A 12,753-nucleotide genomic window follows, 5' to 3' on the forward strand; every position below is an offset into this window, starting at 1 on the left:
CAGGCTCACTGCGGAGCGCGCCATGCCCCAAATTACCCCGAACGACTCCTGTCCCACCCCCAAGGCGACCCCGATCGATGCCACCCGCATCGGCATGCCGCCTGCCCAGGGCCTGTACCACCCCAAGAACGAGCACGACGCTTGCGGCGTGGGGTTCGTGGCACATATCAAGGGCAAGAAAAGCCACGCCATCATCCAGCAGGGCCTGAAGATCCTGGAAAACCTGGATCACCGCGGTGCGGTGGGCGCGGACAAGCTGATGGGCGACGGCGCCGGCATCCTGATCCAGATTCCCGACACGCTCTACCGTGAGGAATTCGCCCAGCACGGCATCACCCTGCCCCCGCCCGGCGAATACGGCGTGGCCATGGTGTTCCTGCCCAAGGAAACCGCCTCGCGTCTGGCCTGCGAACAAGAGCTGGAGCGCTCGGTGCGCGCCGAGGGCCAGGTGGTGCTGGGCTGGCGCAACGTGCCGGTGGACGTCGACATGCCCATGTCGCCCACCGTGCGCGACTGCGAGCCGGTGATCCGCCAGCTGTTCATCGGCCGCGGCGCCGACGTGATGGTGCCCGACGCGCTCGAGCGCAAGCTGTACGTGATCCGCAAGACCGCCAGCCACGCCATCCAGCACATGCACCTGGCGCACGGCAAGGAATACTTCGTGCCGTCGGCCTCGGTGCGCACCGTGGTCTACAAGGGCCTGCTGCTGGCCGACCAGGTGGGCCGCTACTACCGCGACCTGGCCGACCCGCGCACGGTGTCCGCGCTGGCGCTGGTGCACCAACGCTTCTCGACCAACACCTTCCCCGCCTGGCCGCTGGCCCACCCGTACCGCATGATCGCCCACAACGGCGAAATCAACACGGTCAAGGGCAACTTCAACTGGCTGCGCGCCCGCGAAGGCATGATGCAGTCGGCCGTGCTGGGCGACGACCTGAAAAAGCTCTACCCCATCGTCTACGAAGGCCAGTCCGACACCGCCACGTTCGACAACTGCCTGGAACTGCTGGTGAACTCGGGCTACTCGCTGGCCCACGCCATGATGATGATGATCCCGGAAGCCTGGGAACAGCACACGCAGATGGACGAAAGCCGCCGTGCCTTCTACGAGTACCACGCCGCCATGATGGAGCCGTGGGACGGCCCCGCCGCCGTCGCGTTCACCGATGGCCGCCAGATCGGCGCCACGCTGGACCGCAACGGTCTGCGCCCGGCGCGCTACCTGGTCACCGATGACGATATGGTCATCCTGGCCTCGGAAGCCGGCACGCTGTCCATTCCCGAAAACCGCATCGTCAAGAAGTGGCGCCTGCAGCCGGGCAAGATGTTCCTGATCGACCTGGAACAGGGCCGCATCATCGACGACGCCGAAATCAAGCTGCAGCTGGCCAACAGCCGCCCGTACCGCCAGTGGATCGAGCGCCTGCAGATCAAGCTGGAATCGCTGCCGGCCCCGCGCCAGGCCGCCGTGGCGACGCAATCGTCCGTGTCGCTGCTGGACCGCCAGCAGGCCTTCGGCTGGACCCAGGAAGACTACAAGTTCATCCTGGAACCCATGGCCACGTCCGGCGAGGAAGTGATCGGCTCGATGGGCAACGACGCCCCGCTGGCCGTGCTGTCCGACCGAGCCAAGCCGTTCTACAACTACTTCCGCCAGTTGTTCGCCCAGGTCACGAACCCGCCCATCGACCCCATCCGCGAGCAGATGGTGATGTCGCTGGTGTCGTTCATCGGCCCCAAGCCCAACCTGCTGGACATCAACAACGTCAACCCGCCGCTGCGCCTTGAAGTGTCGCAGCCGGTGCTGGATTTCGCCGCCATGGCGCAGATCCGCGACATCGAACAGGTCACCGGCAAGAAGTTCCGCAGCTTCGAACTGGACATCACCTACCCGGCCGCCTGGGGCCCCGAAGGCATCGAAGCCCGCGTGGCCGCGCTGTGCGCCCGGGCCGTGGATGCGGTGCAAAGCGGCTACAACATCCTGATCGTGTCGGACCGCCTGGTCGACAGCGAGCGCGTGGCGATTCCCGCGCTGCTGGCCACGTCGGCCGTGCACCAGCACCTGATCCGCGCGGGCCTGCGCACCAACACCGGCCTGGTGGTCGAAACCGGCTCGGCCCGCGAAGTGCACCACTTCGCATTGCTGGGCGGCTACGGCGCCGAGGCGATTCACCCCTACCTGGCGCTGGAATCGCTGGGCAAGATGAACGACCCGGAAAAGGCCGTCAAGAACTTCATCAAGGCGATCGGCAAGGGCCTGAACAAGGTGATGTCCAAGATGGGCATTTCCACCTACATGTCCTACACCGGTGCGCAGATCTTCGAAGCCGTGGGCCTGCAGAGCAGCCTGGTGAACAAGTACTTCACCGGCACCTCGTCCAACATCGAAGGCATCGGCATCTTCCAGGTGGCCGAAGAAGCGCTGCGCCAGCACCGCGCGGCCTTCAGCACCGATCCGGTGCTGGCCAACGACCTGGACGCGGGCGGCGAATACGCCTATCGCGTGCGCGGCGAAGAGCACATGTGGACGCCGGATTCCATCGCCAAGCTGCAGCATGCGTCGCGCGCCAACAACTACCGCACGTACAAGGAGTACGCGCAGATCATCAACGACCAGAGCCGTCGCCACATGACGCTGCGCGGCCTGTTCGAGTTCCGCTTCGATCCGTCGCGTGCGATTCCGCTCGATGACGTCGAACCGGCCAAGGACATCGTCAAGCGCTTTGCCACCGGCGCCATGTCGCTGGGTTCGATCTCGACCGAAGCCCACTCGGTGCTGGCCGTGGCCATGAACCGCATCGGCGGCAAGTCCAACACCGGCGAAGGCGGCGAAGACGAACTGCGCTACCGCGCCGAAATGCGCGAAGGCAAGAGCACCATCAAGGACGGCGATACGCTGGCCTCGCTGCTGGGTTCGGACCGCATCGAAGCCGACGTGGCGCTCAAGAAGGGCGACTCGCTGCGCTCGAAGATCAAGCAGGTCGCGTCGGGCCGCTTTGGCGTCACCGCTGAATACCTGTCGTCGGCCGACCAGATCCAGATCAAGATGGCGCAGGGCGCCAAACCCGGCGAAGGCGGCCAGTTGCCCGGCCACAAGGTGTCGGAATACATCGCCAAGCTGCGCTATTCGGTGCCGGGCGTGGGCCTGATTTCGCCGCCGCCGCACCATGACATCTACTCGATCGAAGACCTGGCCCAGCTGATCCACGACCTGAAGAACGTCAATGCGAAGGCATCGATCTCGGTCAAGCTGGTGTCGGAAGTGGGCGTGGGCACGGTGGCCGCGGGTGTCGCCAAGGCCAAGGCCGATCACGTCGTGATCGCCGGCCACGACGGCGGCACGGGCGCATCGCCGGTGTCGTCCATCAAGCACGTGGGCACGCCCTGGGAACTGGGTCTGGCCGAAACGCAGCAGACACTGGTGCTGAACCGCCTGCGCAGCCGCATCCGCGTGCAGGCCGACGGCCAGATGAAGACCGGTCGCGACGTCGTCATCGGCGCGCTGCTGGGCGCCGATGAATTCGGCTTCGCCACGGCCCCGCTGGTCGTCGAAGGCTGCATCATGATGCGCAAGTGCCACCTGAACACCTGCCCGGTGGGCGTGGCCACGCAGGATCCGGTGCTGCGCAAGAAGTTCCAGGGCAAGCCCGAACACGTCGTCAACTTCTTCTTCTTCATTGCCGAGGAAGTGCGCGAGATCATGGCCCAACTGGGCATCCGCAAGTTCGATGACCTGATCGGCCGCGCCGACCTGCTGGACATGCGCTCGGGCGTCGAACACTGGAAGGCCCAGGGCCTGGACTTTGCCCGCGTATTCCACCAGACCCAGTCCGACGCCGACGTGCGCCAGACCGAAGAGCAGGACCACGGCCTGGCCGGCGCGCTGGATCACCAGCTGATCGAACGCAGCAAGCCGGCGCTGGAGCGCGGCGAGAAGGTCTCGTTCATCGTGCCGGTGCGCAACCGCAACCGCACCATCGGCGCCATGCTGTCCGGCGCGGTGGCATCGCGCTACGGCCATGACGGCCTGCCGGACGACACGATCCACATCCAGTGCAACGGCACGGCCGGCCAGAGCTTCGGCGCGTTCCTGGCCCATGGCATCACCATGGACCTGGTGGGCGAAGGCAACGACTACGTGGGCAAGGGTCTGTCCGGCGGCCGCATCATCGTGCGCTCGCCCAACGACTTCCGCGGCTTCGGCCCCGACCACATCATCGCCGGCAACACCGTCCTGTACGGCGCGCTGGCCGGCGAAGCGTTCTTCAACGGCGTGGCTGGCGAGCGTTTCGCGGTGCGCAACTCGGGCGCCGCCACGGTGGTGGAAGGCACGGGCGACCACGGCTGCGAATACATGACCGGCGGCACCGTCGTGGTGCTGGGCGCTACCGGCCGCAACTTCGCGGCGGGCATGTCGGGTGGCGTGGCATATGTGTGGGACCCCGAGCGCACGCTCAAGCATCGCGCCAACCTGTCGATGGTCGAACTGGAAGCCGTGGTTCCGCATGCGGAACAACAGGCCCAGAACAACATCGACATCTGGCACAGCGCGCAGCGCGGTGGCGAGCGCGAAACGGATGAAACCATCCTGCGCCGCCTGGTGGAAGACCACTTCCGCTACACCGGCAGCTTCCGCGCCCGCGAAATCCTGGGCGACTGGGAAGCATCGCGCGGCAAATTCGTAAAGGTCATGCCGACGGACTACCGCCGCGCATTGGGTGAAATGTGGCGTGCAGCCAACCCGCAACAACTGGCTGCGTGAGGGATACCATGGGAAAGATTACCGGCTTTATGGAATTTCAGCGTCTGCAGGAGGCCTCGGAGGCCCCGCAGAAGCGGCTGAAGAACTGGCGCGAATTCGTGCTGCACCTGACCGATGACCAGGCCAAGCAGCAGGCGGCGCGCTGCATGGACTGCGGCATCCCGTTCTGCAACAACGGCTGCCCGGTCAACAACATCATTCCGGACTGGAACGACCTGGTCTACAAGCAGGACTGGCGCCGTGCGCTGGACGTGCTGCACTCGACCAACAACTTCCCCGAGTTCACCGGCCGGATCTGCCCGGCGCCGTGTGAAGCCGCCTGTACCTTGAACATCAACAGCGACGCTGTCGGCATCAAGTCCATCGAGCACGCCATCATCGACAAGGGCTGGGCCGAAGGCTGGGTGACCCCGCTGGTGCCTGCCCGCAAGACCGGCAAGAAAGTCGCGGTGGTGGGTTCGGGCCCGGCCGGCCTGGCCTGCGCCCAGCAACTGGCGCGCGCCGGCCACTCGGTGACCCTGTTCGAAAAGAGCGATCGCATCGGCGGCCTGCTGCGCTACGGCATCCCCGACTTCAAGCTGGAAAAGCACCAGATCGACCGCCGCATCTCGCAGATGGAAGCCGAAGGCGTGGAATTCGCGCCGTCGACCTACGTCGGCAACCCGTCGGATGCCGTCGCTGACGGCCTGACCGTGCGCACCCCGCAGTCGCTGCTGGCCGAGTTCGACGCCGTGGTGATGAGCGGCGGCTCGGAAACCCCGCGCGACCTGCCGGTGCCCGGGCGCGAACTGTCGGGCGTGTACTTCGCCATGGACTTCCTGCGCCAGCAGAACAAGGCCGTGGCCGGCGACCGCCTCACCAACCAGACGCTGGCCAAGGGCAAGCACGTGGTGGTGATCGGCGGCGGCGACACCGGGTCCGACTGCGTGGGCACCAGCAACCGCCACGGTGCGGCCTCGGTCACGCAATTCGAGCTGATGCCCCAGCCGCCCGAGTCCGAGAACAAGTCCATGACGTGGCCGTACTGGCCGCTGAAGATGCGCACCTCGTCGTCGCACGAAGAAGGCTGCGACCGCGACTGGTCCGTGACCACCAAGCTGCTCAAGGGCAGCAACGGCAAGGTCGAAAAGCTGGTCGGCGCCCGCGTCGAGTGGTTCAAGGACGAGTCCACCGGCCAGATGAAGATGCGCGAGGTCGAAGGCTCGGAATTCGAGATCAAGGCCGACCTGGTGCTGCTGGCCATGGGCTTCGTGTCGCCGGTGCAGACGGTGCTGGATGCGTTCGGCGTGGATCGCGACGCGCGTGGCAACGTGCGCGCCAACACCGACGACTATCGCACCAGCGTGGAAAAGGTCTTCACCGCCGGCGACATGCGCCGCGGCCAGTCCCTGGTGGTCTGGGCCATCCGCGAAGGCCGTCAGTGCGCGCGGTCGGTGGATGCCTATCTGATGGGATCGAGCGAATTGCCGCGCTGATCCCCGGCACGTAACGCCCTGATTTCGCCGCCTTGCGCATCCAGTGCCAAGGCGGCGAAGTCTTTTCAGGCAACCGACACTTTCGTTTCCGTAAGATGCGGCATCGACCCCGCCGCCGCCCCCCGCCATGTCCGCCCCCGAACCCGAGCTTGCCGCCCCGCCGACGCTGCCGCAGATTTTCCTGGCCTTCACCAAGGTCGGCCTGACCAGCTTTGGCGGCGGCCTGAGCGGCTGGATGCTGCGCGAATTCGTGCAGCAACGGCGGTGGATGTCGGAGTCCGATTTTCTCAGCGGCCTGGCGCTGGCGCAGTCGTTTCCCGGCGTCAACGTGGTGAACCTGGCCATCTGGATCGGCTTCCGGCTGCGCGGCGGCCCCGGCGCCTTGCTGGGCGGCCTGGGCATCACGGTGCCGCCGATGGTCGTGGCCATCGGCGTGGCCGCGCTGTTCGCCAGCCTGGCGCAGTCACAGGGGCTGCACATGGCCATGGCGGGCGTGGCGGCTGCAGCGGTGGGCGTGTCGCTGCAGACCGGCCTGCGCGCCGCGCGGCGCGCGCTGGTCGGCTGGGTACCGACCGCAGTCATGGGCATCACCTTCGCCGCGATCTTCCTGTTGCGCCTGCCCTTGCTGTGGGTGGTGGGCGCCATGGCGCCGCTGTCCATCGGCATCGCCTACAGCCGCTTGCGGCGCCAAGGGCGGCGCCCATGAACCTGGCCCTGTTGCACGACCTGTTCTCGGTGTTCACGCCGCTGTCGTTCCTGACGGTGGGCGGCGGCCAGAGCATCCTGCCCGACATCCACCGCCAGGCGGTGGACAGCTATGGCTGGATCAACGAGTCGCAATTCCTGGACTACTTCGCACTGTCGCGCATCACGCCCGGTCCGGCGTCGTTGCTGGTGACGCTGATCGGCTGGCACGTGGGCGGATGGGGCGGCGCGATCGCGGCGTCGATCGCCATCTTCCTGCCCTGTTCGCTGCTGATCTACGCGCTGGCGCGGGTCTGGGCGCGCTACCGCCACGCCACCTGCGTGCGCGCCATCGAAGCCGGACTGGTGCCGGTCGCCGCCGGCATGATCCTGGCGTCTTCCTGCACCGTGCTGCGCGCCGCCGAGGGCGGCGCCTGGGCCTGGGGCGTGGCCGCGGCATCCACGTTGGCGCTGGTCTACACGCGGGTCAGCCCCTTCCTGATGCTGGCGCTGGGCGCCGCCGTGTTCCTGGCCGCGCTGGCCTGATTCCCCCCTTGCGCTTGCCGTCTGCGCTGCCCGTTGTTGCAGTGCAGCCACGGCGGCGCCGGCTTGCCCGCAGCGTTTGACGCATATCAACCGGCCCCGGCGCCGGGTCTGCGAACCTTTCCACTCACCCCATGGAAAGATCGGAGAAGAAAATGTTTTCGCTGAATGGGCGTATCCGCGCCACCGCCATCGCCGGCCTGATCGCTGCCGGCGCGTTTGCCGCCCCCGCCCAGGCCCACGAAGCCGGCGACATCCTGTTCCGGGTCGGCGCAACGCAGGTTCGCCCCGCATCGAACAACGGCACCGTGCTCGACGGCAGCGTCAAGCTCGATGCCAACAACAACGTGCGCCCCAGCTTCACGCTGGCCTACATGGCCACGCGCAACATCGGTATCGAACTGCTGGGCGCCTGGCCGTTCCAGCATGACGTGCACGGCAGCGGCCTGGGCAAGATCGGTTCGAGCAAGCAATTGCCGCCCACGCTCAGCCTGCAATGGCACATCCTGCCCGACAGCATGGTCCAGCCCTACATCGGCGTGGGCATCAACTACACCAAGTTCTTCGACACCAAGGCCGAAGGCGCGCTGAAGGGATCGGACCTGAAGATGGGCGACTCGTGGGGCGTGGCTGCGCAACTGGGCGCGGACATCAAGATCAACGAACGCTGGTTCATGAACGCCGACATCCGCTACATCGACATCAAGTCGAAGGTGAAGCTGAACGGCGAACACATCGGCACCGCACGCATCGACCCGTGGGTGCTGACCATGGGCGTCGGCTACCGCTTCTGACCCCCATGCCCGCCCATCAAGGGCGGCGCTGCGCGAGCAAGTCCTGGAACGCCTGCAATGCAGGCGTTTCGTCATCTGCGCGCCAGACCAGCTGCGTCTGCGCGCGGCCATGCTGGCCGGACAGGGGCATGACACGCAGCGACGCTTGCGCCCCCAGCACCGCCAGCACCGAGCGCGGCACGATGGCCACGCCCGATCCCGCGGCCACGCACGCCACGATGGCGTGGTAGGACGCGAATTCCATCACCTTGCCCGGCGCCACGCCCGCCTGGCTGAACCATGATTCCAGGATGCGGCGGTACGAGCAGCCGGCCGTGAACGCAATGACGCTGCGGTCGCCCACGTCTTCGGGGCCGCGGATCTCGGGCCAGGCCAAGGGTGAAATCAGCGCCAATTCTTCCTGGAAAACCGGCTGCTGCGCCAGCCCCTGGCCGTCGAACGGTTCGGCCACGAACGCCGCTTCGATCTCGTAGTTGCGCACCTTGGCGGCCAATGCACCCGACGTGCCGGTGACCAGTTCGATACGCACTTGCGGCCAGGCCGCATGGTAGGCCGCCAGGATGGGCGGCAGGCGCGCCGCGGCCGTGCTTTCCATGGTGCCGATGCGCAGCAGGCCCTGCGGCGCGCCGTCGCGCACCGCCGCCTGGGCCTCGGCCGACAGGCGCAGCAGGCGGTCGGCATAGGACAGCAGCACGCGCCCCTGGTCGGACAGCACCAGGCGGCGGTTCTGGCGCCGGAACAGCGGCGCGGCCAGCGAGCTTTCCAGTTGCTTCAGGCGCGTGGACACGTTGGACTGCACCCGGTTCAGGTGGGCCGCGGCACGCGCCACGCCGCCGTGGTCGGCCACCGCCTTGAAGATCTGCAACGCGTCGAGGTCTAAGTTTCTCATTTCAAGAACTCAAGTTCTGAATAATTCACTATTCAAGATATTAGTACAGCCGTAGAGTGGGAGCCATGTCAATAGCCGCCCACCCTGATTCCGTCCGCCCGCGCGGAGCCGCCTCGCTGGCCTGGCCCGCCGCGCTGGCGCTGGCCGCCGCCATGGGCATCGGCCGGTTCGCCTTTACCCCCGTCTGGCCGCTGATGGCCCAGGAGGCCGGGTTGTCGTTGGCGCAGGGCAGCTGGCTGGCATCGGCCAACTACGCGGGCTATCTGCTGGGCGCGTTGGCCGCGGCCGTGCGGCCCCCGCGCCATCCACGCACCATGCTGGCCGCCAGCCTGCTGGCCGTGGGCCTGTTGACCCTGGCGATGCCCGGGTTCCATGGCGTGCTGGCCTGGGCCCTGCTGCGGCTGGCGGCGGGCTACGCCAGCGCCAGCGCCTTCATCTGCATTGCCGCCGCCCGGCCTGTGGCCGCCGACGATCCGCGCCGCCCGGCGGTAGCGGCCATCACCTATGCCGGCGTCGGCGCCGGCATCGCCCTGACGGGCCTGGCCTGCCTGGCGCTGATGGCCATGGGCGCCGACGCCAACGCCAACTGGACGACGCTGGGCGTACTGACCCTGGGCTTGTCCGCGCTGGCCTGGCCGCGCCTGTCCCGCGCCGACGCCAAGGCGCACCTGGGAACCGTGGCCGTGCCCGTCGGCCTGCCGCCAGGTATCGGCCGGCTGGCCCTGCACTATGGCGTCTTCGGCGCCAGCTACATCATCCCCGCCACGTTCCTGCCGGCCATGGCCCGCGAGATCATTCCCGACCCCGCCGTGTTCGGCTGGGCCTGGCCGCTGTTCGGCCTGGCGGCCGCGCTGTCCTGCCTGCTTGCGCCCCGCGTGGCGCAGGCGCTGGACGACAAGGCGGTCTGGCGCGGCGCGCAAGCGGTGATGGCGCTGGGCATGCTGGCCGCGGCGATCTGGCACAACATCGCCGCCGTCATCGTCGCCGCCATCCTGGTGGGCGGCACCTTCATGGTCATCACCCAGGCAGGCATGCTGGCCGCCCAGCGGCTGGCCGGGCCGGCCGCGCCGCGCGCCGCCGCCATCATGACGTCGTCCTTTGCCGCCGGGCAGATCCTGGGTCCGCTGCTGGCCTCGGGCGCGGCCCGCTGGGGCGCCGGCCTGCCGCAAGTGCTGGCGGGCGGCGCGGTGCTGCTGGCGCTGTCGGCCTGGCGCCTGGGAAAAATCAGCGTCGCCGCCCCCAACGCTGGGCATAATGCGATGGGTTCCTAGGAACCCATCACATTAGAAAGAGGAGTCACCCAGCATGAAATCGCTACGCCCCTTGGTCGCTGCCCTGGCGGCCTTCGCCGCCTTCAGCGGCGTCGCACAGGCCCAGGCCACCGACTGGCCCGCCAAACCCATCACCATGATCGTGCCCTACGCCCCGGGCGGCTTTGCCGATACCCGGGTGCGCCTGTTGGCGCGCAAGCTGGGCGAATCGCTGGGCCAGCCCATCGTGGTGGAAAACAAGGCCGGGGCGGGCGGCGTCGTCGGCACCAACCTCATCGCCAAGGCCGCCCCCGACGGCTACACCATCGGCACCGGCAACCTGGCGCCGATGGCCGTGAACCCGTCGCTGATGAAGGACATGCCCTATGACCCGCTCAAGGACCTGGCGCCGGTCATCCTGATCGAAAACAGCCCGCTGGTGCTCAGCGTGAACAACGAACTGCCGGTCAAGACGCTGGCGGACCTGATCGCCATGGCCAAGAAGCAGCCGGGCAAGCTGTCGTTCGGTTCATCGGGCGTGGGCGGCGCGCATCACCTGTCGGGCGAAATGTTCCGCGAACAGGCCAAGATCGACATCGTGCATGTGCCCTACAAGGGCGGCAGCCTGGCTGCCACCGACCTGATGGGCGGCCACATCTCGATGATGTTCGAAATGGGCTATTCGGCGTTGCCCGCCATCCAGGGCAAGAAGATCCACCCCATCGCGGTGACGTCGGCCCAGCGCCTGGCGGTGCTGCCGGACGTGCCCACCATGGCGGAATCCGGCCTGCCGGGCTTCGAGTCGTACAACTGGCAGGGCATCGTCGCCCCCGCCGGCACCCCCGCGCCCATCATCGCCAAGCTCAACGCCGAGCTCAACCGCATCCTGAAGGAAGCGGACGTGCAGAAGGCCATTGCCGACACCGGCAGCCAGGCCGGCGGCGGCACGCCCGAGGAATTCGGCGCGTTCATCAAGAGCGAAACGGCCAAGTGGGACCACGTCATCAAGGCTGGAAACATCCAGCTTCAGTAACCCAACCAGGAGACTTCCATGGCATCCCGCCTTCTCGATCAGCTCAAGCTCGACCACCCCATCATCCAGGCGCCCATGGCCGGCGGCGCGACGACGGTCGAGCTGGTGTCCGAGGCGTCGAAGGCGGGCGTCCTGGGATCCCTGGGAGCGGCGTACCTGACGCCCGAGCAGATTGACGCGGCCGCAGGCGCGATCCGCGAACGCACCGACCGGCCGTTTGCGATCAACCTGTTCGCCTCGGTGCCGGACCAGCCCTACCACGGCAATGCCTCCCGCATGCTGGACCTGCTGGCGCGCTACCACGCCCAGTTGGGCCTGCCGGCGCCCGCCGCCCCCGGGCCGCAGGCGGACCCCTTGCCCGGCCAGATCGACGCCGTGCTGCGCGTGCGGCCGGCAGTCTTCAGCTTCACGTTCGGCCGCATGCCCGCCGATGCGCTGGCGCGCTGCCGCGAACTGGGCATCCTTACGGTCGGCACGGCCACCACGGTGCGCGAAGCCGTGGCCCTGGAGCAGGACGGGGTGGACGCCATCGTGGCCCAGGGTGCCGAAGCGGGCGGTCATCGGGGCACTTTTCTGGACGATTTCGAGCATTCGCTGATCGGCACCATGGCGCTGGTACCGCAGATCGCCGACGCGGTGTCAGTGCCCGTCATTGCTTCGGGCGGCATCATGGACGGCCGCGGCATCGCGGCCGCCCTGGCCCTGGGCGCCCAGGCCGCACAAATGGGGACGGCCTTCCTGACCACCGACGAAGCCGGCATCAACGACGCCTACAAGGCGGTGCTGCCCGCCTCGCGCGCCGAGCAATCCCGGGTGACCCGGGCGTTTTCCGGACGTCCGGCCCGCGGTATCGTGAACTCCTTCATGCGGGATGCCGACCAATTATCAGACGACATCCTGCCGTACCCCCTGCAGAATGCGCTGACGCGGCCGATGCGCACGGCGGGCGGCAAGGCCGGCAACGTGGCCGTTCTGTCCCTTTGGGCGGGCCAGGGGGCCCCGCTGGCACGGCGTGAAAGCACGGCCGCGCTGGTCGCCCGATTGGTCCGCGAAACCGCAACGGCGCGCTCGCGCGGCTGACGCGAGGGCCGGCCGACGGCCCGCCGATTGTTCCCCGGGGCGAAAACACTGTTCCACGAACTGACATACCGCACTGCGGTGACAGTTCGTCGGGCTACAATGGCCCCTCGCCGCTGGGTGCAACAGTTTGTCTTCCTGTCCCCGGCATATGAGTAACAGGGCGCTTCCCGACGCAGCCTGTCTCGCTCGCGCCGGCCATCGTCCCGCCCGCGCTCGAGCGGGGCGGCAGGGCCGCCGCCACCG

At 67.7% G+C, this 12,753-nt stretch carries 9 protein-coding genes; 8 read left to right on the forward strand and 1 reads right to left on the reverse strand.

The features are described 5' to 3' along the window. The first annotated feature begins 22 nt into the window (after window positions 1-22). The 5 genes from AC6LJ2_RS08710 to AC6LJ2_RS08730 all read left to right on the forward strand — a co-directional run bounded on the left by AC6LJ2_RS08710 (window position 23) and on the right by AC6LJ2_RS08730 (window position 8,258). Window positions 23-4,762 carry a glutamate synthase-related protein gene (locus tag AC6LJ2_RS08710; RefSeq protein ID WP_263912831.1) on the forward strand — a complete coding sequence of 1,580 codons (4,740 nt, stop codon included), beginning with the start codon at window positions 23-25 and terminating at the stop codon, window positions 4,760-4,762. An 8-nt stretch (window positions 4,763-4,770) separates the two neighbouring features. Next, window positions 4,771-6,237: a glutamate synthase subunit beta gene (locus tag AC6LJ2_RS08715; protein ID WP_445657966.1), complete on the forward strand. Its 1,467-nt coding sequence runs from the start codon at window positions 4,771-4,773 to the stop codon at window positions 6,235-6,237. Between the two features lie 127 nt (window positions 6,238-6,364). Then, window positions 6,365-6,943: a chromate transporter gene (locus AC6LJ2_RS08720; protein WP_445657965.1), complete on the forward strand. Its 579-nt coding sequence runs from the start codon at window positions 6,365-6,367 to the stop codon at window positions 6,941-6,943. Then, complete coding sequence (locus AC6LJ2_RS08725) at window positions 6,940-7,467, forward strand: chromate transporter (RefSeq protein ID WP_263912829.1); 528 nt, start codon at window positions 6,940-6,942, stop codon at window positions 7,465-7,467. The genes AC6LJ2_RS08720 and AC6LJ2_RS08725 overlap by 4 nt, the downstream gene beginning before the upstream one ends. A 152-nt stretch (window positions 7,468-7,619) precedes the next feature. After that, entirely contained in the window at window positions 7,620-8,258 is a 639-nt protein-coding gene (locus AC6LJ2_RS08730) for an OmpW/AlkL family protein (protein ID WP_175193304.1), read from the forward strand. Window positions 8,259-8,274: 16 nt separating this feature from the next. On the opposite strand, the gene AC6LJ2_RS08735 is transcribed toward AC6LJ2_RS08730, so the two are convergent. Next, entirely contained in the window at window positions 8,275-9,147 is an 873-nt protein-coding gene (locus AC6LJ2_RS08735) for a LysR family transcriptional regulator (protein WP_263912828.1), read from the reverse strand. A 65-nt stretch (window positions 9,148-9,212) separates the two neighbouring features. Here AC6LJ2_RS08735 and AC6LJ2_RS08740 point away from each other — a divergent pair, with 65 nt between their 5' ends. From AC6LJ2_RS08740 to AC6LJ2_RS08750, 3 genes are read left to right on the forward strand one after another with little or no spacing between them, the layout of a single operon-like run. Further along, window positions 9,213-10,418, forward strand: a complete 1,206-nt coding sequence (locus AC6LJ2_RS08740; RefSeq protein WP_498151194.1) for a YbfB/YjiJ family MFS transporter — start codon at window positions 9,213-9,215, stop codon at window positions 10,416-10,418. A gap of 34 nt (window positions 10,419-10,452) precedes the next feature. Next, complete coding sequence (locus AC6LJ2_RS08745) at window positions 10,453-11,430, forward strand: Bug family tripartite tricarboxylate transporter substrate binding protein (RefSeq protein WP_263912826.1); 978 nt, start codon at window positions 10,453-10,455, stop codon at window positions 11,428-11,430. A gap of 18 nt (window positions 11,431-11,448) precedes the next feature. Then, the gene (locus AC6LJ2_RS08750; RefSeq protein WP_498151195.1) at window positions 11,449-12,510 is read left to right on the forward strand and encodes an NAD(P)H-dependent flavin oxidoreductase; all 1,062 of its coding nucleotides are present in this window, start codon (window positions 11,449-11,451) and stop codon (window positions 12,508-12,510) included. Window positions 12,511-12,753 lie beyond the last annotated feature (243 nt).

It is taken from the genome of Achromobacter sp. 1014246743 (assembly GCF_059760725.1).